The 25,855-nt window shown below is 68.1% G+C and carries 21 protein-coding genes; 8 read left to right on the top strand and 13 right to left on the bottom strand.

Features of this window, described 5'->3' with window-relative positions:
* The 3 genes from M1L58_RS04150 to M1L58_RS04160 all read left to right on the top strand — a co-directional run bounded on the left by M1L58_RS04150 (nucleotide 1) and on the right by M1L58_RS04160 (nucleotide 3,245).
* Nucleotides 1-1,305 (top strand): wax ester/triacylglycerol synthase family O-acyltransferase, encoded by a 1,305-nt coding sequence (locus tag M1L58_RS04150; protein ID WP_248657931.1) that lies wholly within the window; start codon nucleotides 1-3, stop codon nucleotides 1,303-1,305.
* 125 nt (nucleotides 1,306-1,430) lie between these two features.
* Complete coding sequence (locus M1L58_RS04155; RefSeq protein ID WP_248657932.1) at nucleotides 1,431-2,249, top strand: hypothetical protein; 819 nt, start codon at nucleotides 1,431-1,433, stop codon at nucleotides 2,247-2,249.
* A 24-nt stretch (nucleotides 2,250-2,273) separates the two neighbouring features.
* A complete protein-coding gene (locus M1L58_RS04160) occupies nucleotides 2,274-3,245 on the top strand; it encodes an ABC transporter substrate-binding protein (protein WP_248657933.1) in 972 nt (323 codons plus the stop codon).
* 140 nt (nucleotides 3,246-3,385) lie between these two features.
* Here M1L58_RS04160 and M1L58_RS04165 read toward each other — a convergent pair whose 3' ends face one another.
* The 7 genes from M1L58_RS04165 to M1L58_RS04195 form a co-directional block, all read right to left on the bottom strand.
* Nucleotides 3,386-4,702, bottom strand: a complete 1,317-nt coding sequence (locus tag M1L58_RS04165) for a lysine N(6)-hydroxylase/L-ornithine N(5)-oxygenase family protein (protein WP_248657934.1) — start codon at nucleotides 4,700-4,702, stop codon at nucleotides 3,386-3,388.
* Complete coding sequence (locus tag M1L58_RS04170; protein ID WP_154883895.1) at nucleotides 4,699-6,243, bottom strand: pyridoxal phosphate-dependent decarboxylase family protein; 1,545 nt, start codon at nucleotides 6,241-6,243, stop codon at nucleotides 4,699-4,701. The genes M1L58_RS04165 and M1L58_RS04170 overlap by 4 nt, the downstream gene beginning before the upstream one ends.
* A 65-nt stretch (nucleotides 6,244-6,308) precedes the next feature.
* On the bottom strand, nucleotides 6,309-7,760 hold the full coding sequence (locus M1L58_RS04175; RefSeq protein ID WP_248657935.1) for a condensation domain-containing protein: 1,452 nt from the start codon (nucleotides 7,758-7,760) through the stop codon (nucleotides 6,309-6,311).
* On the bottom strand, nucleotides 7,748-10,096 hold the full coding sequence (locus M1L58_RS04180; RefSeq protein WP_248657936.1) for a penicillin acylase family protein: 2,349 nt from the start codon (nucleotides 10,094-10,096) through the stop codon (nucleotides 7,748-7,750). Before M1L58_RS04180 ends, M1L58_RS04175 begins: the two co-directional genes overlap by 13 nt.
* A complete protein-coding gene (locus tag M1L58_RS04185) occupies nucleotides 10,093-11,892 on the bottom strand; it encodes an IucA/IucC family protein (protein WP_248657937.1) in 1,800 nt (599 codons plus the stop codon). The genes M1L58_RS04180 and M1L58_RS04185 overlap by 4 nt, the downstream gene beginning before the upstream one ends.
* Nucleotides 11,893-11,897: 5 nt before the next feature.
* The gene (locus M1L58_RS04190; protein ID WP_248657938.1) at nucleotides 11,898-12,506 is read right to left on the bottom strand and encodes a GNAT family N-acetyltransferase; all 609 of its coding nucleotides are present in this window, start codon (nucleotides 12,504-12,506) and stop codon (nucleotides 11,898-11,900) included.
* A 49-nt stretch (nucleotides 12,507-12,555) separates the two neighbouring features.
* Entirely contained in the window at nucleotides 12,556-16,275 is a 3,720-nt protein-coding gene (locus M1L58_RS04195) for a non-ribosomal peptide synthetase (RefSeq protein WP_248657939.1), read from the bottom strand.
* Between the two features lie 330 nt (nucleotides 16,276-16,605).
* Here M1L58_RS04195 and mbtM point away from each other — a divergent pair, with 330 nt between their 5' ends.
* Together mbtM and M1L58_RS04205 are read left to right on the top strand one after the other, a co-directional pair.
* Complete coding sequence (gene mbtM / locus M1L58_RS04200) at nucleotides 16,606-18,270, top strand: long-chain-fatty acid--ACP ligase MbtM (RefSeq protein WP_248657940.1); 1,665 nt, start codon at nucleotides 16,606-16,608, stop codon at nucleotides 18,268-18,270.
* Nucleotides 18,271-19,026: a siderophore-interacting protein gene (locus M1L58_RS04205; RefSeq protein WP_248657941.1), complete on the top strand. Its 756-nt coding sequence runs from the start codon at nucleotides 18,271-18,273 to the stop codon at nucleotides 19,024-19,026. It begins immediately after the preceding gene.
* Nucleotides 19,027-19,459: 433 nt separating this feature from the next.
* On the opposite strand, the gene M1L58_RS04210 is transcribed toward M1L58_RS04205, so the two are convergent.
* Genes M1L58_RS04210 through M1L58_RS04235 form a run of 6 tightly spaced genes read right to left on the bottom strand, consistent with a single transcriptional unit; the run spans nucleotide 19,460 to nucleotide 23,896 of the window.
* Entirely contained in the window at nucleotides 19,460-20,245 is a 786-nt protein-coding gene (locus tag M1L58_RS04210) for an exodeoxyribonuclease III (protein WP_154885067.1), read from the bottom strand.
* Nucleotides 20,246-20,758 carry a barstar family protein gene (locus M1L58_RS04215; protein WP_248657942.1) on the bottom strand — a complete coding sequence of 171 codons (513 nt, stop codon included), beginning with the start codon at nucleotides 20,756-20,758 and terminating at the stop codon, nucleotides 20,246-20,248.
* The gene (locus tag M1L58_RS04220) at nucleotides 20,755-21,354 is read right to left on the bottom strand and encodes a ribonuclease domain-containing protein (protein ID WP_006867336.1); all 600 of its coding nucleotides are present in this window, start codon (nucleotides 21,352-21,354) and stop codon (nucleotides 20,755-20,757) included. Before M1L58_RS04220 ends, M1L58_RS04215 begins: the two co-directional genes overlap by 4 nt.
* Nucleotides 21,354-22,391, bottom strand: a complete 1,038-nt coding sequence (locus M1L58_RS04225) for an N-acetylglutamate synthase, CG3035 family (RefSeq protein ID WP_248657943.1) — start codon at nucleotides 22,389-22,391, stop codon at nucleotides 21,354-21,356. Before M1L58_RS04225 ends, M1L58_RS04220 begins: the two co-directional genes overlap by 1 nt.
* 30 nt (nucleotides 22,392-22,421) lie before the next feature.
* A complete protein-coding gene (locus M1L58_RS04230) occupies nucleotides 22,422-23,033 on the bottom strand; it encodes a peptide deformylase (protein ID WP_006867334.1) in 612 nt (203 codons plus the stop codon).
* Nucleotides 23,034-23,053: 20 nt separating this feature from the next.
* Entirely contained in the window at nucleotides 23,054-23,896 is an 843-nt protein-coding gene (locus M1L58_RS04235) for a lipase family alpha/beta hydrolase (protein WP_248657944.1), read from the bottom strand.
* Between the two features lie 250 nt (nucleotides 23,897-24,146).
* Between M1L58_RS04235 and M1L58_RS04240 the strand changes: the two genes are divergently transcribed.
* The 3 genes from M1L58_RS04240 (at nucleotide 24,147) to M1L58_RS04250 (ending at nucleotide 25,845) form a co-directional block, all read left to right on the top strand.
* A complete protein-coding gene (locus M1L58_RS04240; protein WP_005199114.1) occupies nucleotides 24,147-24,491 on the top strand; it encodes a DUF3263 domain-containing protein in 345 nt (114 codons plus the stop codon).
* A 47-nt stretch (nucleotides 24,492-24,538) separates the two neighbouring features.
* Entirely contained in the window at nucleotides 24,539-25,027 is a 489-nt protein-coding gene (locus tag M1L58_RS04245; protein ID WP_006867332.1) for a LytR C-terminal domain-containing protein, read from the top strand.
* Nucleotides 25,028-25,164: 137 nt separating this feature from the next.
* Entirely contained in the window at nucleotides 25,165-25,845 is a 681-nt protein-coding gene (locus tag M1L58_RS04250) for a superoxide dismutase family protein (RefSeq protein ID WP_006867331.1), read from the top strand.
* Nucleotides 25,846-25,855 lie beyond the last annotated feature (10 nt).

Genomic DNA, 25,855 nt, shown 5'->3' on the forward strand with positions numbered 1-25,855 from the left:
ATGAACAGCCCAGTCACCACTCCGGCCGACGCTCGTGTCACCGAACTCGCACCGCCGGATCACACCTATCTGCACATGGACACCGACAGTCGGCCCATGCACTGGTCGATGATCCTCCAACTCGACACCGGCGGAACGCTTCTCGGCCTCGATGAAGTACGTGCCCGGGTGCGGGACCGGGGGCGGTTGTTCGAGATCTTCCGGCTGGGCGTGAAGAACGGCCGGTGGCGCAAGCCCGAGGTGGTGCTCGCCGACGAGAACTGGGATGCCGGCGAACACGTCTCGGAGCTCGGGTTCACCGACCGTGAGCATCTGCAGCGCCGCGTCTCCAAGCTCCTCGAGACGCCGCTGCCCCGGCCGCGCCCGTTCTGGGACATCACGCTCTTCACCCCCTCCGCCGGCGCCGAGGGGGTCGGTCAGTGGGTGCTGCTGCGCGTACACCACAGCATCTCCGACGGCATCGCCGGCGCGGCCTTCGCAGCACTGCTCGCCGACGGTGAACCCGAGGACCTCGCCGAATTCGAGCGCTTCGCCACCAGCCCGCGGTTCCACATCAGCGGTATCGACCCGGAGAAGCTTGGGGAGGCCAAGTCGGCGTTCAACGACCAGCATGCGGCCGGCGGCGGCAAGAAGCGCGCCTGGCCGAGTCTGACGAAGTCGGGGCGTCGTGAACACGCACTCTTCAGTACGTCCACCCGCGCGCTGCGCAAGGCGGCCAAGGCCAACGACTCCAGCGTGCACGAGTTCGTGCTCGGGGCCATCGGACGCGCGCTCAGCATCGACCCGCCTGCGGCACCGCAGGCCGAGGTCCTCCGCGTGACCCTGCCGGTGACCCTCGATCCGGAGTTCCGGCACACCGGCAACGCGGTCTCGGTGGCGCTGCTCAACCTGCCCGGCAACGAGACGAACCTGTCGCAGCAGATCGGCCGGGCGCGCAGCGAGCTGACGACCATCGCCGAGCGTCGGCCGGAGCTCTACCTCGCCGCGGCCGACGACCTGCCGCGGGCGCCGCTCTGGGGCCTGCAGCGGGCGATTGTGAACGCCTCGATGAGCCACATGCACCCGGACATCCACATCGGGATCAACCCGGGCTTCTCCCGGGTGCGGTCGGTCCTCGGTAAATCCATCGCGAGCCTGACGCCGCTGTCGCCGCTGGCCGGCTACTCCTTCTCGGTGACCGTTTTGATCCTCGGCAACACGACGACCTTCGGCATCGTGACCGACGCCCAGGCGCTTCCCGGGTACGCGCAGAAGTTCGTGGAGACGTTCGACAAGGTCCTCACCGAGGCCCTACCGTCAGCATGAAGACGAGGCGAGCTTAGGCTTGCCTAGGAATTCGTTCCCCACGGGGAACGATCATCACGTGGATACGCGCATCCAGGCGTTCCACGGCACAAGTGAACGACACAGCAGAAAACACGGAGAGCACCATGCAGAACGATGTCGGCTACCAGGACCCGGCCTACGTGGATGAGACCCACGAACCGGAAACGGGCCCGGAGAAGCGCTCGGGTGGGATCAACATCCCGACCGTGCTGGCATCTGCAGGTGTTGCGGCGGTGATCTCGGCGATCATCGTGACGATCGGTGTGGTCGGTCTGATGGTCGGCGACCGCAACGACTCGGCGAACGCGGTCCAGCCGACCGTCGTGAACCTCGGTTCTGCGCAGACTCCGCAACAGCAGCAGGGCCTGGTGGGTCCGGCCGCCAACCAGCCGCCGGCCGCCGCGCCCGGTGAGCCCGCCCCGGCCGTGGCGCCCGCACCCGCGGCCACCGAGAACGTGCCGGAGAGCGGCGGCATCGTCGGTGCCGGCCCCGACGCCGTGGCGCCCGCACCTGCACCGGCTCCCGCGCCGGGTACCTCGGCCCCGCCGACCCAGCAGGCTGTCGCGGCCCCGACCGCGCTCACGCCCGGCCAGCTCAACACCAAGGTGAAGACGGTCATGAACTCGCGCGGCAACCGTGCCGCGCGTGCCGCCGAGCTCCAGGGCGGCGAGCGCGCCCTGCGTCAGCTCGACGCCGTCGCCCAGGCGATCACCACCTACGGCAACGTCGGACTCAGCTACCAGATGGTCGGTCCGGTGCAGGTCAGCGGCACCAAGATGACCGCCCCCCTGCAAATCAGCGTCGTCGGCCGGGGCAGCCAGAACCGTGCGATGACCTGGGTGTGGAGCGGCGACAAGTGGAAGCTGTCGAACAGCAGCGTCTGCCTCATCGCCAGCTTCGTCCTGCTGCCCTGCTCGCTCTGACCTCGACCGTTCTGGAGAACTGACGTGAAAACACGACTTCGTCTGGGTGCGCTCCTCGCGGGTGCGCTGATGTCCGCCGGCCTCCTTGCCGGATGCTCGAGTTCCGATGAGTCGACCGGTGGTTCGGTGCAGCTGAATCTGCCCGACGGGCGCTCGGTGACGATCCCGGAGACGCCGAAGCGCATCGTGACCCTGGGTGACCAGTGGACCGACGTGGCGCTCTCGTTCGGTGTGACCCCGGTCGGTTACTACGACTACTCGAAGTCGGCCACCGGCGAACTGCAGCCCTGGTACGGCCAGAAGCTCGCCGACTCGACGTTCATCGACCCCACCAAGGGCGACGACGCGACGTCGATCGCCAAACTCGACCCGGACCTGATCTTCGCTCCCGGATTCGCCTCCGACAGCCCGGAATTCGAGCAGATCTCCAAGCTCGCGCCGACGGTCAACGCGATCAGCGGCCAGGAGATCGACCCCTGGCAGGACATGGTCACCGTCATGGGCACCGTGCTGCACCAGCCCGACAAGGCGACCGAGATCATCGACGACACCAACGCGAAGGTCGCCGCCGCCGGCAAGGAGTTCCCGAAGCTGGCCGGCAAGACCTACGCGTTGGCCTTCATGTACGGCAACGACCAGCTGTCGGTCCTCGGCGACCCGAACGACGGTGCGGCAAAGCTGTTCACCGAGTTGAAGATGCAGATGGCGCCGAAGCTCGTCGCCGAGTACCAGCGCACCCGCAATCCCCGGTTCGGGCTGAGCACCGAGAACATCCCGATGCTCGACGCCGACGTGCTGGTCGTCGCTACCGCGACGCCGGAACAGGCCGAGACCCTCAAGAAGCTCCCGGGTTACAAGAATCTGAAGGCGGTCAAGAACGGTGCCGTGACCTTCATGACCCAGTCGCAGATCACCGGCCTCAACGCGCCGACGCCGAATTCGGTGCCGTACGTGCTGGACCTGCTCAAGCCGAGCTTCGCAGCCGCGACCAGCTGACACGCAACACGATTCGGCCCGACCCACTGCTGTGGGTCGGGCCGTCTTGTGTTCGGTGATCTCGGCCGGCGCAGATGTCGCGCTTCGTATCGGTGCGCGACACGAAGCGCGACATCTGCATCGACAGCGAGCGTTCGCGTCTAGCTGACGACGTCGTCGAGGTCGTCGGCGCCGAAGGCGGTGAACGCGGTGTCCTTCGGGAGGCGGTACACCTCGCGGCCCGTGACGGCGTTGAGGATTCGGGCGTTGCGGACCGCGCCGATGTCGAGGTTGGGGGCCGAGACGCCGACGGCGTGCTCCTCGGCGTTCGCGACGAACAATCGGTTGGCCAGTGCGGGTTCGGCTTCCACCTGGTGAGCGGCTCCGATGACGAGCCGGCCGCGCGAGTCACGGTGCAGCCGTGAATCGATGGGGTCCAGGAACGGCGTGGGCCGGGGCTGGTAACCGGTGCAGGCGATGACCATGTCGGTGGTGTGAGCGAGCTGGGTTCCGGTGTCGAGGTGGCGTCCGCGGACCCTGAGCTTGCCGTCGGCGAGGGTGTCGATGGCGTCGACCTCGGTGGAGATGCGCAACTGGACCGGATTGAGCTTCTCGCGCAGCTGGCGCTGGTACATCAACTCGTGCACCCGCTCGAGGGTGTCGCTGGAGACGCCCTTGTGGAACTGCCAGTGCTGCGGGCGAATCCGATCGCGGGCCTCCTCCGGCAGACTCTGGAAGTAGTCCATGTACGCCGGGGTGGTCATCTCGAGCGACATCTTGGTGAAGTCGAGCGGGGCGAACCACGGCGTGCGGGTCCACCAGCGGACGGACGGACCGCCGCGGAGATTGGCCTCGAGTAGGTCGATGACGATCTCGGCGCCCGACTGTCCCGATCCGATGACGGTCACCGTGTCCGCGGCATGGGCCTTGTCCTGGTGGTACAGGTAGTCGGAACTGTGGACGACCGCCGAGGAGTCCGACGACAACGACTCGGGCACAAAGGGTTCGGTACCGACGCCGACGACGACGTGGCGCGCGGCCACGGTCGAGGTGGTGCCGCCGGAGACGATCGTGACGGCGAAGGCGTCGGCGGCGTCATCCCAGGTGACCCCGGTGACGGTCGTGCCCCAGCGCAGGGTGTCGAGCCGGTCGATACACCAGCGCAGGTACGCCTCGTACTCGACGCGTGTGGGATAGAAGTTCTCCCGCACCAGGAACCGGTACATCCGGTCGGTGTGGGCCATGTAGTTCAGGAACGACATCGGATGCGTCGGGTCGACCAGGGTCACCAGGTCGGACAGGAAGCCGACCTGCAACCGGGCCTCGTCGAACATGAGGCCCGGATGCCAGCGGAACTCGTCGCGGGAGTCCACGACGAGCACGTCGAGGTCGTCGACGGTCGATGCCAGCGCGGCGAGTCCCAGGTTGAACGGACCGCAACCGATCGCAAGGACATCCACGTTCTCTACACGGGTCATTCCGACACCTTCACCATTTCTTCAGTGTGGGCCTGGTCGCTCGCGACCGAGGTGCTCTCTGATTCCACTTCGATTGCGAGACGAAGAAGTTCGTCGAACAGTTCGTCGATGTCACTCTCGGCGGTCTCCGGGTTCAGAAGGGTCAGCTTGAGGCAGGTCCGGGGTTCGTCCTCACCGGGGACCCGCACCTGGGTGCGTCCGATGAGCGCCTTGCCGTCGGTGATGAGGCGGCGGCGCAGTTCACCGTTGACGGCGTCGAGGTCGGCGCAGCGGTAGCGGAAGACGATGGTGGTCAACGTGACCGGTGCGATCAGCTCGAGCTGCAGCTCGGTGGCAACTCGCTGTTCGGCGTACACGGCGAGGTCGTTACACCGGTCGAGCATCCCACCGAGTTCGCGGCGCCCGTACGCCAGCAACGTCGCGGCGACCTTGAGGACGTCGGGTCGACGGGTGGTCTGCAGGGTCTGCCCGAGTAACCCGCTGTAACCGGCCTCGACGTCGTCGTCGGGGTTCAGGTAGGCCACTGAACGGTTCAGCGACGCGAATCGACCGGCGTCGGAGAGCAGCATGAGGCTGGCCGCGGCAGGCTGCCACCCCACCTTGTGCAGGTCCAGGGTCACCGAGTCGGCGCGGTCGATGCCGGACAACAGCCCGGACAGGCGGTCGGAGAACAGGGTGCCGAAGCCGTAGGCGGCGTCCACGTGCAGCCAGATCTCGTGACGTTCGGCGATGTCGGCGATATCGGGCAGCGGGTCGACGGTGCCGAAGTCGGTGGTTCCGGCCGTGGCGACGATCGCGAGCGGGGTCACGTCGCCGGCCTTGCGGATCGCGCTCTCGAGCGCCTCCGGGATCATCCGGTGATGTGCGTCGACCTCGACGGGGACCACCGCCGACTCGCCGAGTCCCAGTGCGGCACAGGCGCGATGCACCGAGAAGTGGGCAACGCGCGAACAGAACACCACCGGTCGGCGCAGTGCGCCGACGCCGTCCTGGCGGACGTCGATGCCCCGCCGGGCCGCGGTGTGATCGCGGGCGATCATGAGCGCCAACAAGTTCGAGATGGAGCCGCCCGGACTGAAGACGCCACCGGCCCGTGGGCCGAATCCGGCCATGCGGGCCAGAGACTGAACGGTCCAGGTCTCCAGGGCGAGGGTCGCGGGACCCGAATCGTAGGTGTCCAGGGAGGCGTTGGTGGCGCTCGCCAGTGCATCGGCGGCAACCGCGACCGACAGGGGTGCCGGCTGCAGATGAGCCGCGGTCAGCGGGTGGGTGAGGTCGAGTCCGAACTCGGCGACCAGGCGCGCCATCCGCGACAGGGCCTCGGACTCGCCGATCCCGGATTCGGGGATTCCGGGCGTGCCCAGCGATCCGGTGACCGCCGCGAGAACCGACACCGGATCCCCGGTTGGCAACGGTGCGCCGTGGTGGTGGTCGGCGACCGATTCCGCTGCTTCGGTCAGGCCACGACCGATCTCCGCCCAGCCCGTACCCGGTCGCGCGAAACGAGAAGCGGTCCACGCAGAGTCGCGGTCTTCGGTCACTGATCTACCCCCTGGACGTGCGGTGGTCGTGTGGTGGCGTGAGGAGCCGTGTGGGTGTCGGTCGGTCACGCCGGGACCCGCCTGTCGAGCTCGGCGACGAGTTCGGCGACCGTCGTCCCCAACGCGGAAGGGATGAGATCGACGAGTGTGGTCAGCACCCCGGTGGCGCGTGCGGCGATGTGATCGGGAACGACCCCCGGCTGGTGATCGACCTCCACGTGGGTGAAGTGGTCGTCGGCCTCGAAGGCGATCGACAACGGGTAGTTGGCTATCCCGTTGAAGACCGAACGGCAGGTGACCGGGGCGTCGTCGCGTTGGGCGATGCCGCGTAGCGGAGCGGGCCGCACCGAGGCCATGATCTCCATGATCGGGAACCGTCCACCCTGCTGACGGAGTGCGGTCAGGATCGGCCCGAAGTCGGTGCCGGCATGTTCCATCGCCCGATAGATCACCGTGCCCGCGTCGCGCAGGGCCTGCTCGACGGTCCCGGTCGGATCGACGCGGAACCGCATCGGGATGATGTTGCCGCAGTAACCGACATGCTGCGGCGACTGTGGTCGTCGTCGGTTGTCGGCCGGGACGACGAGCACATGGTCGGGTGAGCCGGTCAGCGCATAGGCGGCCAGCGAGCACACTCCGATGAGCAGCGCGTTGGGGGTTGCGCCGACGGTCTGGGCGACTCGGTTGAAGGCGGTGAGCGACCCGCCGTCGACCGGGGCGGTCACCTTGATGCCCGCGCGGTCGTCCATGGGGGACAGCCAGCTCTCCGCGGCGCTCTCGGTGGGCAGTTGGCCCGAGAGCGGGTACCGGACGTCCTCGGCCGCCCACGTCGACAGCGCATGCCGCACTGCGGAGTCCGCTGCCTCGGTTGCTGGGGTGGCATCCGGGGTCGTGGGCCGGGATTCGGCGTCGGCGTCGGCGACCCACTCGCCGGACACGAGCGTGCCCAGCAGTGACGGCCAGGAGGTGTCGTCGACGGCGAGGTGGTGGACCACCAGGATCACCGTCACCTGCCCGTTGCACCCCGACACCCGAAGCCGCAACGGCGCGTCGACGTGTAGGTCGAACGGGGTACGAGTCATCCGGGTGGCCACGGTGTCGGTATCGGCCGATTCCCCCTCGACGTCATCGACGCCCCAGGTCCAGACCGAATGCGCTGCGTCCCAATGCCCTTCGCGTTGCACCCGGACGCGGTGGGGTACGCCCTGGTCGTCGACCTCGACGACCGACTGCAACACCTCGAAACGCTCTACGAGCACTTCGGCCGCGGCGACGACGGACTCGACGGTGCGGTCGCCGCCGAACTCGAGGACGAGACCGATGTTGTGCGAGACCGATTCGGGGTCGAGTTCGTAGATCTTCCACATCCGGCGCTCGGCGATGCCGAACTGTCCGAACGAGGCCGAGGTCTCGGGGTCCGAATCGGTACCGGACCCGGCTGCCCCGGACAGCGTCGCACCGGACTCCGCGATCCGCCGGCGCAGCAGTGTGAGTCGCGCTTCGGTCAGCGTGGGCACGGTTCCCCCTTCGTCGGAATGACAGGCGAAGTGGCCTGGTGGGTGGTGTCGTCGTCCGGTGCGCGTAGGGCCTCCCAGTCGCGGGCGACGGGGATCAGCCGGCCGTCGGCCCACAGGGGGGCCTGGTCCTGGAAATGTTCGGAGGCCGGGTCGCCGGATGCGCCGAGCGGAACCACCCAGCGGCTTGCGTGTGGATCAGCGAGGTCCCAGACGTAGCGGGCTGCGGAGCCGGTGATGCAGACGTGGGTGCCGACCGCGGATGCGTTGGCGAAGACGCACTCCGAATCCCCGGCAAGGGGCAGCGGGGTGGGTCGCAGCGTTGCGAACAGCCCCGGGTGGCGGGGCGACGCACCGACGAGATCGAACCCGTGGATCGGGGCGAGCACATGCACGGTGCCCCAGTTCGGAACGTGCCCGATCGTCTCGATGCGAGTGACGACGGCGTCGAGCGCACCGACTGCGACCTCGTCGATGTCGACGCCGATCAGCGCGCAGTTGGCGATGACCGTGGTGATCGCGCTCGCGAGGCGGGGTTCCGGTACGAACCACGGCTGGAACACGGCGGGGAAACCGTGCGGGCCGCGCAGCGGCGCCAGGACATCCGTGCGCGCAACACCGAGCACGAGCTGGCTGCGGAACTCCGCGAAGAGATATGCGTCGGTGCTGTCGGCGGCCATGGTGCGATCCCAGGTGAGGATGCGCTGCCGGATGTCCTCGGCGGCAGGGGTGTTGCCCACGACGCGGGCGAGGAGTTGCTGCACCACCGCGGCCTGCTCGAGGACGACGTCGCGGTGGATGTCCGCGCAGTCCTCGGGGGCAACAGTGTCGAGGGCATCGAGGCGGGCGGTGATCCGGTCGGCCCGGAACGCCTCCACGCATTCGGTGGTGATCGGTTGCAGAGCGGGCGTTCCGGAGATCCGCTGGTTCGCGGTCACGCTCACACCGCCGTCGGCGACCGTCGCGTCGAAGTCCGGGTCGCCGAGCGAGCCGGTTTCGTGGCCCCGCCACTGGTATCGCTCGTCCCAGCCGGGAACGGGGAGCCAATAGTTCTCCGGGGCGCGGACGGGAACGCGGCCGGCCACGTGGGTGACCGTGGTCCCGTCACGATGTGCGATGACGGCGCGGTTGACCGGTTCGACCCACGTCGAGAGCGCGGCTTCGACGTCGTCGATCGTCCGGGCGAACAGCAGGTCGAGCGGGGCGTCGAAGGTGACGTCCTCGGAGAGCAGCGGCGACCGGAGGCTGATCGTGAACGGCTCGTCCGGGCCGCCGAACACGACGGCACCGTTGTGGGTGGTGATCACCTCGACTGCAACGGGTTCGGAGTCGCGGACGCCGATGTGCTCGGTGTGGACGGTGGCCGGGATGTGGTTGCCTCCGGGAGCATCGACCAGAAGCGTTCCATCCCCGTCACGGGTCAACCGCTCGACGTAGAGGTCCTGGTAGTCGGCCATCGCATTCGTGATGCCCCAGGCGATCTCGGGGCCCTGTGCGAAGTGTGGGACGCCGGGGACACCGGCGAAGGCGAAGCCCACGACGTCGAAGGGCTGTGCCGGATCGGTCGAGGCGAGATGGAACTGCTCGTAGATGCCGGGCAGCTCGAGGAATCGGTGGGGATCACCGGCCACAATCGGGGATCCGGTCGTGCTGCGCGCGGCGGACACTCCCCACGCGTTGCTGCCGGACATCGGATCACCCAGGTCGACGGTCTCGCCGACGGGGGCGTCGGCGGCCGGAGCGGGCCGGGTGAGATCGAGGATCTCGCGTACGAACTGCTCGTCCGGCATCGGCGGCACGGTCGGATCGTTCTCGCTGCCCTCGAACGCCCAGAACCGCAGCGCATCCGGTCCCGTGGTCCGGCAGGCGTGCAACCGGAACAGTTTCGTGGTGAATCGGCCGAACAGCACGTGGTGCATGATGAAGACCGAGATCGGCGTCCACGGCCGCCACGGATCCGGCTGGTGTCGGAGTGCCCCGAGTTCCGGCGCCGAAGCCACGGTTTCGGTGTCGGACAGAGTGCTGTTCACGCCGCCGGCATAGGCGCGCAGCAGGCTGCGGGTGCGGTCCGAAGATGCGTGGTACATCTGCTCGGCGACCGCGTCGAGACGGGCGCGCCGCGCGAAGGTGTCCCACTCGACGCAGGAGTCGCCGAACACCTCGGCGGTACGCCCCTCGGCGCGCAGCCGCATGAACTCGATCTGCCAGCGGCGGTCCTGCCCACAGGCGCGACCCTGTCCGTACAGTGCGTCGGTCGCCGTGGCGGCCAGCACGTGCGGGATGCCGTGCGCATCGCGCAGGATCTCGGGGGTGGGCGTTCCGGAGGTCGTGACGGTCATCGTCGTCCCCGATCGGCGACGGGATTGACGAGCATGTGTCCGGCGTCGATGAGCGAGGCGTAGGAGTCCTCGATGTCGACCATGCGCTTGTTGTTCCGCAGCTGCAGACCGTTCATGTGTACCGCGCCGAATTCCGGTGCGAACAGATCCCATTTCGCGAACTGGTCGTCGAGATCGGGGTGGGCCGCGACGAACTCGCGCAGACTCTCGGCCACCAGGTCCCAGAACTCCTCGTCGGTCACCAGACGGTGGGTGTGGAGGACCTCGGCCAGCGGCCGCAGGTAGTCGTCGAAGATGTCCGAGAGGATCCCGAGGTTGCGGATCTCGTCGGGTTCGGTGGTGAGGACGCGGGCACAACTCTCCGGGAAACCGGCCGGCTCACCGAAGACCGACACCTCCTCACCGATGTCCTTGAGGATCGCGCGGACCGGGATCCCGTTGTCGAGGACGAGGATCAGGTTCTCGCCGTGGGGGGAGAACTTCAGTTCATATCGGTAGAGCAGGTAGGCGATCGGGTGGAGATACGTCCGCAGGTAGCGCCGGACCCACTCGGCGGCCGGAATACCCGATCGTGCGATGAACGCGCCGACGAGCGGGTCGCCGTGGTGGTCGAGGTGCAGGAGAGCGGCCATCGTGGAGAGCTGCTCACCGCCACGTACCAGCGCGACGGGGCTCTGACGCCACAACGCCGAGAGGATCTTGCGGTACTCCGACCCCGGCTGGGTGATCGGGGTGAAGGTGGGGCTGCGGTAGCCGATGGCCGCGACCTCGAAGATCATCTCGAACCCGATGGCGGCCAGGTACGGGTCGTCGGCGACGAGCCCGCGGACCCAGTTGTTGATCAGCGGGGTGGTGCGCATGTAGTCCGCCGACATGCCCCGGGTGAAGCCCATGTTCACGATCGACAGCGCGCCCTTCACATAGTGACGGGTGGGCGTGGTCGCGTTGAAGACCGTGCGGATCGACTGCTGCGCCTGGTAGAGATCGGGGCTCTCGCCCACGAACACGATGCGGCGGTCGGCGAGATCGGCCGAGTAGAGCTTCCGGACCTTCTCCGTCCACTGCCACGGATGAACGGGCATATAACGGTAATCGTCGGGTTCACAACCGGATTCGCGGAGGACGGCATCGAACTCCGCCAGGGTCTCGGTGCCGAGTTCGTCGACGAGCATGGCGTCGTAGTCGACGCCGCTCACCGTCGCGACATCGCAGTCCTCGCGGCGGGCGGCGACCCAGACGAGCCGGAAGTGGTTGCCGACCTCCGGTGCGTAACGGTCGATGTCGTCGGCGCTGAAGCCGAGGCGTCCGGCGTTCGCCACGATGCACGGGTGACCCTCGGTCATCGTCTTCTCGATGGTCTGAAAGTCCGCATGCGCGAGATCGGTTGCCGTGATGCGTCGTTCGTCAGGCCGGTCGGCGCTGATCGCGAGAGTGTTGATGAACTCCTCGAGGTACTCCGGCAACGCCTGTGGACCGATGCCGAGCATCGGGGCGAGGTCGGCGACCAGCGCGACGGCGTCGACGGGCAGTTCCTCCCCGTCGCGCACACGGCGCAACGAGGTCTCCTCGATGGCCCAGTTCTCCAGGGACAGGACTTCGGCACGGAAGTGGTACTCCGTGCGGCCGTCGGCGGAACCGACCAGGTAGCGACCCGGGCCGGTCTCGACCGGACGCAAGGCGCGTTCGTGGGAGAACTCGGCCAGGATCTTCCGCGCGATCCGGCGGTGATACACCTGCCGATACGACACGGTGGACTGCTGCGCGGTCCGTACCGGGCGGATCTGTTCGATGGTCAACGGAACTACGCCCCCAGGTCCGTCACCTCGACGGAGCCGACGCTGGTGCCGTCGGCGGTGACGCGGAGGAAGTCGTCTCGGGTGCAGTAGCTCAGGTGCGCGGTCTTGCTGCCGACCGGGTAGTCGCCGTCGACCCGGAAGCCCACGCTCGCGTTGAGGCGGTGGACCGCGGTGTTGCGGACATCGGGTTCGACGACCACCCGCGCGGCACCGACCTCGAGGATCGCCGTCCGCATGATGTGCAACATCACCGCGCCGGTGAAACCGGGCAGCGCCTGCTCGGAGTGGGCCACGAGGAGGTGCATCCCGATGTCGCCCTCGGCGTGGACGTAACCGCTTGCCGGGTCGGCGAGTTCGCTGGTCTGCGGATCGTACAGTTCGAACAGGAACTGCGGCCGGCCGTCGTGGTAGCCCAGACGCATGCCGTAGGGCGTGCCGGCGGTCGCCGCTGCGGTGTCCCGGATCATCTTCTCCACGTCCGCGACGGAGCTCTCCAGCATGTCCCAATACTTGGCCTTGGGATGGGTCAGCCACCCGTGGACCGTGACGGCGTGCGACTCGTCGTCGAGATCGACCGAGTGCAGGTCGTACGTGCGTGCCGGTGAAGTGGTCATGATGCCTTTGCTGTCGGGGTGTCTGGTGGATGCGGCCGGGCCGGTTGCGTCAGGTGCCGGCGAGTTCGACATCCACCTGTTCGTCGGAGAGGGCCACGACGTCGAGGAGGATCTCGGCGACCCGCGCGACCCGGGGGCCTTCGAGGGCGGTGAGCCGCTCGGCGAGGCCCGCGATCGTCCGGTGGCCGAAGATGTCGGCCACCGACAGGCGCGGTGCGTCGAGCCAGGTACGGGACAGGGCCACGAGCCGGGTGGCCTGTACCGAGTCGCCGCCGAGCGAGATGAAGTCCTCGGTGACGCCGATCGGCCGGACGGGCAGGACCTCGGAGAAGATCACGACGAGCGCCTCCTCGAGCGGGGTGCGCGGTTCGACGACCTGCGGGCCGCCCTCGGCGGTGTCGACGAGAGCCGCCAGGGCCTTGCGGTCGTATTTGCCGTTCGCGGTCAGCGGGAGGGCGTCGAGGACGGCGATCGACCGCGGGACCATGTGCGGCGGAAGGGACTCGGCGAGACCGGCGCGGATCGTGTTCTCGTCGACCTGGGTTCCGGCGACGACGGCGGCATGAAGATCGCGGCCGTCGGACCAGGCGACCGCCGAGGCGACCTCGTCGAGGGCGAGAAGTCCGGCCTCGACCTCGCCGAGCTCCACGCGGTAACCGCGGACCTTGACCATGTGGTCGGCGCGGCCGAGGAAGTCGAGGAACCCACCGGGCAGGTACCGGGCGAGATCTCCGGTGCGATACCACTTCTCGCCGTCGTGGTGGACGAAGCGATCGGCTGTGCGCTCGGGATCGCCGCGATAACCGTCGGCGACACCGGCGCCGCCGATCCACAGCTCGCCGGGTACGAGGTCGGGGCGATCGCGGCCGGTATCGTCGACGACCCGGCAGCGGACGCCGCGCAGCGGGACACCGTAGGGCACGAACGCCATTCCGGCCGGGACGTCGTCCGCCTCGCAGATGGTGGAGTGGATGGCGGTCTCGGTGGTACCGCCCAGGCCGGCGACACGGCAGTCGGGGAGTTGCGCGGCAACACGTTCGAGCAGAGAGACGTCGACTTTGTCGCCGCCCATGATGATCATCCGCATCGAGGCCGGCAGCGAACCGATATCGAGGATCATCCCGAGGATCGACGGCACGCAGTTGAGCACGGAGACCGAGTGTTCGGCGAGGAGGCGCACCCAGTCGTCGACCTTGGTGCGCTCGTCGTCGCCGGGTACGACGACCGCGCCGCCGACCGCGAGGAGTCCGAAGATGTCGAAGACGGAGAGGTCGAACTCGAGTGAGGAGACCTGCAGGCTGCGGTCACTGGCGTTGATCGAGTAGCGGTCGACGAGGTCGGTGATGGTGGCCACCGCGGCGCGATGAGGGACCTGAACGCCCTTGGGCAGCCCCGTCGATCCGGAGGTGAACAAGATGTAGGCCAACTCCTCGCCGGTGACCTTCACCGGGACCACCGGTACCGCGGTGCGTGCCGTCTCGAGGTCGATGACGGCGGGGGTGTCGGAATCCGCCCAGGCGTCGGCGTCGGCGGTGAGCACGGCGTGCGGTCGGGCGATGGCGACGATGCGATCCCGACGGGTCGCGGGCTGTGTCGGCGCGATCGGTACGTAGGCGGCGCCGACGGCGAGGACGGCGAGTGCGGCGACGATCTGGTCGCCGCCCTTGGGCAGGTTGACGACGACGGTGTCGCCGGTGCGGACGCCCGCAGCCGTGAGCGCGCCCGCCACACGCAAGGCCTCGTCGGTGAGGTCTCCGTGCGTCCAGGTGCGAGTGTCGGTGATGACCGCCGGGGTCGAGGATCGCTGCGCCGCGCGAGCGAAGACGGTGCCGTGCAGGGTCCCGTCGAAGGTTTCGGAGTCGGGCAACGGTTCTTCGACCGAAAGCCGCTGTGCGCGAACGTCATCGTCGACCGGATCGGGCGCCGGGAGATCCCAATCACCGTCGACGAGCAGTCCGAGGAGCCGGACGTAATAGTCGAACATCGCGCGGGCGGTGGTCTCGTCGAGGTCGGACACCCGGACGTCCCAGTTGAGGAGGAGACCGCCGGCGATCTCGGTGACCTGCGCGTCGAGCAGCACCTGCGGGCCCTGCGACACGATCCAAGCGGGGTCGCCGAGGACGTCGGTGGCCTCTGGAGAGAACAGGTCACCGAGTCCGAGCGCACTGGTGAAGACGACCGGGGAGACGACGGATTCGCCTCGGGCCCGGCCGAGTTCGCGGAGGACGTCGAGACCGCTCATCGATCCGTGGGCGGCGGCGTCGTGCATCGCCGAACGCATCTGGCGTGCGCGGTCGGCCAGGGTCGCCGAGCGGCTCAGGTCGACGTCGACGAGGATCGACGACGTGAAGTCGCCGACCACGCGCTCGACGTCGGCGTGGATCTGGGGACGATCGAACAGTGGAACAGTCAGCAGGAAGCGGGAATTCGCCGCATGGGTGCCGACCGATTCGGCGAAGGCCGCCGCCACCGCGGCCGCGGGGGTCACCCCTCGACGATGGGCGTGTTCCTCGAGGCGCTTCCATTCGGAGGCCGAGACGGAATGGTGCAGGCGGACGCTGCGGGGTTCGACCTCGCCGCGGGCGGCGCGATCGTCGAGCGGCAGCTCCGGTGGCCCGGGCAGGTGCGGGATGCGCTCGCGCCACCAGGCGAGATCGTCGTCGCGGATCTCACGGGAGGTCCGGTCGGCGGTGATCGTCGCGAAGGTGACACCCAGTTCGGGCAGCGTCTCCCCGCGGTAGAGGCGAGCGAGGTCGTCGACGAGGACGCGATAGCTCATGGCGTCGGCCGCGATCATGTCGACGTCGAGATGCACCCGGGTGGAGTCGTCGGGCAGCAGGCTCAGTTCGGCGCGGATGACCGCACCCTCTTCGACCGGGAGTGTGCGATGTGTTCCATGGGAACGCTTTTCGGCGAGGATCGCCTCGATCATCTCGGGCGGCTGGTTGCGCAGGTCGTGGACGGCGATCGCGTCCGGGTGCGCCGGCCCGACGACCTGGGTGCCGTCGGGGAGTACGCGGATCCGGAGCATCGGATGACGCTGGAGCAGCTCACCCATGGCGGTGGTGAAGCGGTCGGGATCGACGTCGTGGCCGTCGAACTCGATGTAGAGGTGCGCGGCCACATTGCCGAACGCATGGCTGTCGGATCGCCCGATCCAATAGGCGTGCTGCATCGGCGCCAGAGGGAAAGGTGAACTGGGATCGACGATTTCCGGCGATGTGCTCGTCTCCGCGGGAGTCGACGATCCGCCGAGGAGGGCGGTCCAGGCGTCGAGGGTGGGGGAGGCGGCGAGGCGGGCGAAGTCGATGTCGATGCCTCGTTTGCGCCAGGTGCCTGCCAGTCGCATCATGCGCAGGGAGTCGAGTCCCTGGGCGATGAGGTCCTGGCTCGGGTCGAGGGACTCGGGTGTGACCCCGAGCGCGGCGGCGATCTCGCCACGGATATCCGGCAACTCGGGCGCTTCGCTCTGAGGGGAGGCGGCTTCGGGAACCGACGGAGCCGACGCGGCGTCGGCGGCGATCATCTCGGTCCAGGCGTCGAGGGTGGGGGAGCCGGCGAGACGGGCGAAGTCGATGTCGATGCCGCGCTTGCGCCAGGTGCCTGCCAGTCGCATCATGCGAAGGGAGTCGAGTCCCTGGGCGATGAGGTCCTGGCTCGGGTCGAGGGACTCGGGCGGGACGCCGAGCGCGCCGGCGACCTGGCTCCGGATCTCGGCGGGGCTGACGAGGTCCGCGATGGGGTCAGTCATCTCAGAATTCGTGGCCACAGCCGATTGCCTCTCGCGGTTCGGGAACGTCTTTACTCGAGCAAACTACGCAATTTAGGGTAGGTTATACTAACTACTTGCTGGTTGAAACGCCTGCATTGCCTTCCAAACTTAGGTAAGCCTAAGTTAGTGAGCGTCGTCTTGCCAGATGATCTGGGTCACGCCATACTTCGGCCGCTGCCGACCTCTTGCGCGCTATGAAGATTAGGCTAACCTACCCAAGGGCTGCGAGCTGAGTCCGGTCCCAGCGACCCGTGATCGACGAGCGGCCGGCGCATCCACACGAACACGACGGCCGACTCCTGGGGTCGGCGAGAACGGGGAACGAACATGTCGCAGAGCAGCGTGGTCCTGGAGGAAACAGGGTCGACCAACACCCTCGCAGCAACCGTCCGCGAGGCGATGCTGGCCGGGGACACCACGCTGTCCGTGCTCGACTCCGAATCCGGCGAATGGGTGACCGCGCCCTGGCGCGAGGTCCACGCACGCGCCGAACAGATCGCGGTGCAACTCCTCGCCGACAGTGACCTGCACGAGCCGCTCGCCGTCGGCCTCATCGGCGATCCCACCGTCGACCTCATCGCCGCGATCCAGGGCGCGTGGCTCGCCGGCGTCCCGGTGAGCATCCTGCCCGGGCCCATCCGCGGAGCCGACGAGAGCCGTTGGGCGGAGACCACCTACGCGCGCTTCGTCTCGATCGGCGTCGGCACCGTCCTCGGCAGCGGCTCCCAGCTCGATCTGCTCGCCAAGGTCGACGGGCAGCTTCGTATCGCTCGAGTCGCCGAATTCGGGATGGCCGCCGACACCACCGGCTTCGTCGCCCGCAACGTGAACGCCAACACCGTCGCCGTTCTGCAGGGCACCGCCGGGTCGACCGGTGATCCGAAAACCGCGGTGCTCACGGCATCGGCGGTCTACTCCAACGCGATCGAACTGGTCAGCCGCCTCGGCCTCCACCGCACCCGCGACACCGGCTTCACCTGGCTGCCGCTCTACCACGACATGGGACTGATGTTCCTCCTCGCCGGCATGACGACGGGCATCTCCGCCTACGTCGTGCCGAACACCGCATTCGCGGCCGCACCATTCAAGTGGATGCAGTGGCTGACCGAGACGAAGGCGACCGTCACCGCCGCCCCGAACTTCGCCTACGACATCCTTGGCCGCTACGGAAAACTCCTGCACGACGTCGACCTGTCGAACCTCCGTGTCGCGATCAGCGGCGGCGAACCCATCGACGCCGACGCCTTCGACAAGTTCCTGGAGGCCACGGCGCCGTTCGGCTTCGAGCGCTCGGCCGCGGCTCCCGCCTACGGAATGGCCGAATCCGCCTGCGCTGTGACGATGCCCGCGGTCGGCGAAGGCGCACACTACGACGAGGTCACCGTGACCCCGCCCGGCGGTGGCGAGCCCATCCGCCGGCGGTACGCGATCCTCGGAAAGCCGCTGGGCGGCATGCAGGTTCGGATCGTCGAACCGAATGTGGACGTTCCGGTCATCGACGGGCGTTCGGTGGGGCACGTCGAGATCCGCGGTACCTCGATGATGCGCGGTTACCTTGGCGGCCCCGACCTCGGTGCAGGGGAATGGTTCGCCACCGGAGATCTCGGTTACCTGGTCGACGACCGCCTGGTCATCTGCGGTCGTGCCAAAGAGGTCATCATCGTCGCCGGACGCAACCTGTTCCCGATCGAGATCGAGCGTGCCGCCGCCGAGGTCGCGGGCGTGCGCCGGGGTGGCGTGGTCGCGATGGCCCGCGGTGAGGGCTCGTCGCGACCGGGTTTGGTGATCCTCGCCGAGTACAAGGGCGCGGACCCGGAAAAGGCTCGCGCCGAGGTCAACTCGGAGGTGGCATCGGCGTGCGGGATCATGCCCGCCGACGTGATCTTCGTGGCGGCCGACTCGGTCCCGCGCACCACCTCGGGCAAGATCCGTCGCCTCGAGACCCGGCAGATGGTCGAGGACGGCGCGTTCGAGATCATCGGACAGAAGTAAGTGGGTCAGGTTGCGACGAAGGGTCGAGGCTGGCAGGGCGCTGTCCTCAAGCTGCTCGGCGGCGACGACTTCGAGCTGACCGTGACCGGCACCGAGGTCGTCACCGATCACTATGTGCGCCTGGAGTTCACCGGGGGTGGCCTCTTGGCGAAGCGGGCGCTGCATCCGACGATGTGGATTCGGATGTGGTTCGACGACGCCGGGAAGCTCCATCAACGCGGGTACACCCTGGTCGATGCCGATACCGTCGCCGACACCTTTGGTATCGAGTTCGCGATCCACGACGGTATCGCCGCCCGCTGGGCGCAGCATGCGGAGGTCGGGGACACGATCACCGCCACCGTCATGGGTTCCAAGTTCACGATGCCCGGCGATGAGGTCCGTGGCTGGATCATCGCCGGCGACCCCGCCTCGCTCCCGGCGATCAACTCGTTACTCGATGCCATCGAGGCGTCCGATTGTCCGCAGACTCCCGCGACCCTGTGGCTGGAGTATCAGCACGAGAGCGACAAGACGCTGCCCCTGCGGGCCCGTGCACAGGACACCGTCCATTGGGTCGCGCGTGAGCACGACGGAGCCGCACTCGTCGACGCGGTGCGCTCCTCGGCGGTCCCCGCGGCAGACCACTTCGGTTGGGTCGCACTCGATTCGGTGAGTACCCGCGCGGTTGCGGCGTCGCTGAGAAATGACTACGGCATCCCCAAGAAGTCGGTCAAGGCCCAGGCCTATTGGATTCCGGGCAAGTCCTTCGCCTGATCCTCTGCTTGGGTGGGAAGCGAGCCACGAATCTGTTCCCTGGGGTGCGAGCGAAGCCAGCCACGCATCCGCTGCCTGAGGTGCGAGCGAAGCGAGCCACGAAGGGCCCGCGACTCGACTCACCAGGCCTTCGTGGCTCGTCGCTTGCGCTCCTCACACCTCAGGCAGCGGATGGGTTGCGCTCCTCACACCTCAGGCAGCGGATGGATTGCGCTCCTCGCACCTCAGGCAGCGGATGGGTTGCGCTCCTCGCACCTCAGGCAGCGGATGGGTTGCGCTCCTCGCACCTCAGGCAGCGGATGGGTTGCGCTCCCCGCACCTCAGGCAGCGGATGGGTTGCGCTCCTCGCACCTCAGGCAGCGGATGGGTTGCGCTCCTCGCACCTCAGGCAGCGGATGGGTTGCGCTCCTCGCGCCTCAGGCAGCAAGGGGAGTCAACCGATTTCGAACACCACCGGAGCATGATCGCTGGCGCCCTTGCGTTTCCGCGCCTCGCGATCGATCTGCGCGCCCAGAACGCGGGTGTCGAGTGCGGGTGAGCAGAACGCGTAGTCGATGCGCATGCCCTCGTTGCGGGGGAACCGCAACTGCGTGTAGTCCCAGAACGTGTAACCCGAGGCGTAGGGGAGGGCGGAGTCGACCAACCCGCCCTCCAGGAAGCGCTGCACTGCAGCACGTTCCGGTGGTGTGACGTGGGTTCGTCCGTCGAAGTACTCGCGGTCCCAGACGTCGTCGTCGGTCTGCGCGACGTTCCAGTCACCGGCCAGCATCATCTCCGCGGCCGGGTCGTGGGCCAGACGTAACGCGATGTGGTCGGCGAGGGCGTCGAGCCAGCGGAGCTTGTACTCGTAGTGCGGGTCCTCGGGTGTCCGCCCGTTGGGCACGTACAGGCTCCACACCCGGATGCCCGCGCACACCGCGGAGATCGCGCGGGCCTCCCGGATCGGTTGGTTGTCGACCGGATAGGTGGGTACCCCGTCGAAGGCGATCTCGACGGCGTCGAGTCCGATCCGCGACGCAATTGCCACACCGTTGTAGGCGCCCTGCCCGACATGGGCGACGTCGTAACCGGACGCGAGGAAGCTCATCAGCGGGAAGGCGTCGTCGTGGCACTTCGTCTCCTGCATGGCGAGGACGTCGACGTCGGCGTTCTCCATCCACTCGACCACCGCTTCCGAGCGAGCGCGGATGGAGTTGACGTTCCACGTGGCGAACCGCATTCAGCGCTCCCCGAAGTCGTCGAGGTTGGCGACGGGCACACCGGCGCCGTCCCAGCGTGCTCGCACAGCCGAGACCTGCGAGGCCGGCGTCGACAGGATCAGTGCAAAATTCCGGCCGACCCCGCGATAGTGATCGCGGTAGAAGTCGATCGAGTCGGCGAACCAGGTGAAGGTCGCGTCGTCCTCGTCGAGGAGGCGGTGAGCCTGCGTGATGTGGGTGACGATCGCCGCGGGTGTGCGTCCGTCGGTGTCAGGGGTGTCTAGATCGCGCATGCAGTCGTCGAAGGCATCTCGGTTGCGGCCGAAGTGATCCGGGAAATCCCAGACCCGCGCGAAAGTGGAGTACATCGTGCCGGTGGTGGTCGCCGCCGTACCGCTGATGGTGCGCAGACGGGTGTCGGGGCCGAGATCGGGCAGGTCCGCGGCCACCGTGAGTCCGACGGCCGGGCCGTCGTGTCCGGCGGCGTCGAGGAAGCGGCGGAGGTGCGCGCCGGAATCGTCGTGCGAGGTCATGACGGTCCTCGAATCAGGATGAACGATCGGTAGTGATCGGCTGTGTACCAGGCGGTTCCGTCGCTTCCGGTGACGATCCGCTCGGCGTCGCGACTGCGACCGGGCTCCTTGGGGTTGACGTCCCATTCCCGGTAGGCGACCCGGCGGCCGTCGGCATCCGTGACCGGCAGACGACGCTCGTTGTTACGGAAGGTGATCCCGCCCTTTGTTCCCGGAGCGCGGGCGGCCTCCGGCCATTCACCGGCGTCGATCAGGGCGAGCGTGCGCGTGACGCGGGCGGGGACGGCCGCAGTTGCAGGTGCCGTGGACGTCTTCTTCTTGCTCGACCGTGCTGCGGGCTTGGGCGTCGTGCTCTTCGAAGCTGTGCTCTTGCGGGCCGTCGACGTGGGAGTCGTCGTCTTGACCGCAGACGTCCGGACCGTCGAACTCTTCGACGAGACGGCACTGGAGGATTCGTCGGCCCCGGAGTCGCCGCCGCTGTTGATGAACCAGGTGATCGCGAACACCAGCGCGATGACCACGAATGCCACGGCGGTGATCGCGGCCTGCCGACGGCGTTGGGCGACGGTCGGCGTCGAGCGTGAACGGCTTGGCATCAGGGTTCCTGGGGTGCGGCGGCGGAGGGGGTGTCGAGCGTGACGTAGCGGTAGCTGTGGTGCAGACCGAAGCCGAGCCGCCGGTACCAGGCGCCGGCGAGGCGGTTGGTTGTCTCGACCTGCAGGTAGGCGTGATCGGCGCCGTGTTCGGCACCCCACGCGACCAATTCGGCGAGGACCTGCGAGGACAACCCCGTCCGGCGTCGCTCCGGATCGGTCCACAGCGCCGACAGGCCGAGCCATCGTCGACCATCCGGGGACTCGGTGACCACGCCGCGACCGATCGCGACGGCCGCCGATGACTCGGCGTCACGGATCGTGGCGAAGACCGGCGGCCCGTCGCCTGCGGTCACCACCTGCCGCACAGCGTCGGTGTGGTCGAGGTCGGTGTCGTCGCCGGCACGGTGCCCGGTGTAGGCGGTCAGCCAATCGGTGTCCGGATGGTCGGCGAGATGGACTGTGTCGGAACGGTATTCGGTCAACCGCTCCGTCAAGGGCGCCATCGCGGAGGTGAGCATCTGCACCTCGATGTCCTCGGTGCCTCCGACGGTGGCGGCCTTCAGCAGCCGCTCGGGAAGTGCGAGGAGGGGCGGGAGTTCCCTTTCGGCGTACCACTGCGTGATCCGGGCGAGCGTCGTCGCATCCGGGTGGGCCGACATGTCCAGTGGGATGGCGGAGTTCGCGCGACGGGTGAACCCGTGTCCGGCGCGGACGAACCATCCGGCGATCCACGCGGTCTCCACGCCCGGCCAGGATCGGGCCGCGACACCCTCCAGGGTGCGGATCTCCTTGTTACGCACCGGCGTCGCCGAGAGGAGCTTCACCGAGGTGATGGCAGTGGCCGGGATCGAGACCACCTCGCCGTCGCGTTCGAGGCGGAGCGGGTCGGTGTCGTCGAGCAGGATGCCGGTCACATCCGATTGCGCCGCATCGGGATTGCCGCGCCAGTCGGCGGGAGTCGCCTCACCGAGCAGATAGCGCACGACGACGCGGTCGCCGATCACGGCGCCCGACTTCGTCGTGTGCGGTTGGGACACTGTCGTCCGGTGTGACCTGATCAGTGGCGGTCAGTCGTCGTCTTCGTCGTCGTGCCCGAACGGGTCGGCGACGGCGCCCGGCAGCCAGGTCAGTCCGGGGACTCCCCACTTGTTGCGCTTGATGGCCTTCTTCGCGGCACGCGCATTCCGGCCGACGAGAACGTCGACGTAGAGGAACCCGTCGAGGTGGCCGACCTCGTGCTGCAACATCCGGGCGAAGAAGCCGTTGCCCTCGATGACGACCTCGGCGCCGGTGCGGTCCACCCCGGTGACGCGCGCCCAGTCGGCGCGGCCGGTGGGGAACTGCTCACCCGGCACCGACAGGCAACCCTCGTCGTTGTCGTCGGGATCGGGCATGGTCTCGGGGATCTCGGAGGTCTCGAGGACCGGGTTGATCACCTCGCCGCGGCGGCGGGTCGCCATGCGGTCACCGTCCGGGCAGTCGTAGACGAACATGCGGGACCCGACCCCGACCTGGTTCGCGGCCAGGCCGACGCCGTGTGCGGCGTCCATGGTGTCGAACATGTCGTCGAGGAGGGTGATGACCTCCTGTGACGGACGGCCGTCCGCGTCGAGTGGGACCGGGGAGGTGGGCTGGTGCAGCACCGGCTCGCCCACGATGCAGATCGGGAGAATCGCCATGTCGATCACCCTATCGCTGCTCAGGGCGCCGGAACGACTCCGGGTACGGCGTCGCGGACGGCATCGCCCGCCGGACCGGGAATGCCCGGGAAGAGGGTCGACTGCCAGCCGAAACCGTCGACGGGGTCGCTGACGACTCGACCGGCGCAGCCGCCGCGCAGGGACGTGACGACCCGCGAGACGATCGTCGGGTCACGCATCTCGATGGCATGGTCGAAACCGGTGTTGGCCAGCGGAACCGGTGAGTAGGCGCGGCATTGAGCGGTGCCGTCGAGCCGGCCGTCGGTCCACTCGCCGTCACTCTGGACCACCGAGTACCGGGTTGGCCCGGGGGCGTCGGGGCCCGCGTTGAGCCGCTTGATCGCGTCGGCGTACATGCAGGTGTCGTAGCCGGCGTCGCGCGGCTGCGAGCATCCGCCGGGGGAGCCGTACTGGGCCGTGCCGATCGCTACGTACTCGCCGACCAGGACTGCGCCACCGAGGAACTTCAGATAGTGGCGCGCGCCGAGACCGCCCGCGCTGTGCGCGACGATGTCGATCGACTCGGCGTCGGCGGCGAGCGGATCGACGACGTCCTTGATCAGGCGGGCGTCGTCGGCCACGTTCTTCCCGCCGGCGTGCGCGTACACGACACGGTGTCCGGCGGCCCGGATCGCATCCGCGAGCGGGCGGAAGGTCTCCTCGTTCTGACCCTCGTCGGCGTACAGCTGCTGACCGGGGACGATCACCACCACGCGGGTGCTCGGTCCGCCCGGTTCAGCCGTCGTCGGGGCGGCGAGTACCGTCGACGCGGCGAGAGCCAGGGCCGTCATCCCGACCCCACCGGACAGAGCGGTGAGACCGCGTGTTAGCACTGCGAACATCGGATTCCCCCGGATCGACGCGAACGTGGTGAGGCGAGGCTAACAGTGACAGCTCACACACAGTTCCGGCCGACCGTGCGTCGTGGCGAGTCACAGCGCGATCGGACGGTGTGACCGTGGTTAGATTGTCTCCGAACCACACCGTTGTGATTCGTCGTCGTGTCCCGGTTGTCCGATTCGGATTCGAACACTCGGTCCGGCACATCAGCGGCGGTGTGAGTGTCATCAGGTTTATCGGTGAGGGAGTGAGATGGACGGCGCAACCGCGCGTAGCCAGAACGACGGCGATCAACCCACCCCCGACAACGGAGCCCAGCTCGACCCGCACGAGGTCGGCGCAGACGGCTTGACGCGCAGGGAACACGACATCCTGGCCTTCGAGCGGCAGTGGTGGAAGTACGCCGGTGCCAAGGAAGAAGCCATCAAGGAATTGTTCGGTCTGTCGGCGACCCGGTACTACCAGGTGCTCAACGCGCTGGTCGACCGTCCGGAGGCGCTGGCAGCGGATCCCATGCTCGTGAAGCGACTCCGCCGTCTGCGTGCGTCGCGCCAGAAGGCCCGCGCAGCGCGCCGTCTCGGCTTCGAGATCACCTGAGACGCTGACCCCGGTCAGCCACCCGAGGTGCGTTAAGGTCGTCGGTGATGAATGCAGACCGTGAGCCCAATCGCCTGCCGCTGCGCGCGGGGGCGATGATGCTCTTCGCAGTGGCCGTCGTCTTCATCGGGCTCGGCTGGCATTCCGCGGCAACGTCGGGAAGCGAACCCCAGGCCACGGAGACCACCGCGACCGCCACCCAGACACCCGCCTCCACCACCTCGTCGTCGACCTCGGCGGCGTCGACGACGAAGCGGGTGTGCGTGATCAACGCCGGCCAGGTGTCCGGACTCGCCTCGGATGTGAGCGACCTGCTGAAGGAGAAGGGCTACACGATGGCCCAGCCCGGCAACTACACCGCCGGCGGCTTCAGCGAGAACACGATCTTCTACGACTCGGACTCAGACAAGGCCCAGGCCGACGAACTCGCGGAGGCATTGGGCGGCACGGTCTCCGTCGAGGAACGTCCCAGTTCGTTCACCCGGTGCAAGGGCGGGGTCCCGGTGATCGTGGTGACCGCGGTCAGTGGATCGTGACGTACGCGGCCGGACTATCGTCATAGCAATCACACAACTTCAACGCGCGCGGTGTAGTCGTCGCGCACCGTTGGGCCGACGCCCAGTGAACCGCCCCGAACCGGGCGCAGCCCCGGTGACAGTGATCAAGGAGTGACATGTCCGGACGTTCGAACATCACCGCGTCGCGCGCGCTCGCCGCGCTGGCTTCCGCGGGCCTGATCGGGCTGGCCCTGGCCGGTTGCAGCCCCGACCAGAACCCCACGGATGTCCCCGGCACGACGCCGCCGGTGGTCTCCGACAAGCCGCTGCCCCCGGGCGCTGCCGACGACGTCGACGGTGAGCCCAGCGGTCAGATCGCGGTCGCCGAGATCAAGGACACCTCCGGCGATGTCGTCGGCGAGGCCACCTTCTCGGCCGAGTCCCAGAGCGACGGTCCGGTCACGGTCAGCGTGCGCGTCACCGACGGCGACCTCCCCGCCGGTTTCCACGGCATGCACATTCACGAGAACGGCACCTGCGACGCCGGTTCCGGTGGCGCACAGGCCTTCACCTCGGCGGGCGGACACCTGCAGGTCGACGGCAATACCAGCCACCCGTCGAGCGGTGACCTGGTCTCGATCAACATCCTCGAGGACCACACCGGTCGTACGGTCACCACCACCGACGCGGTGAAGCTGGAGCAGATCTTCGGCAAGGCCATCATGATCCACGAGAAGGCCGACAACTTCGGCAACATCCCGGCCGACAAGTACCCGGGCGGACCGAAGGAAGACACCTTGAAGACCGGTGACGCCGGCTCCCGCATCGCCTGCGGCGTCATCGAAGAGAAGAGCTAGGCCCCGCGGT

Origin of the sequence: Gordonia sp. C13, from assembly GCF_023218005.1 — a bacterium.
In the GTDB taxonomy this organism is placed as follows: Bacteria; Actinomycetota; Actinomycetes; order Mycobacteriales; family Mycobacteriaceae; genus Gordonia; species Gordonia namibiensis.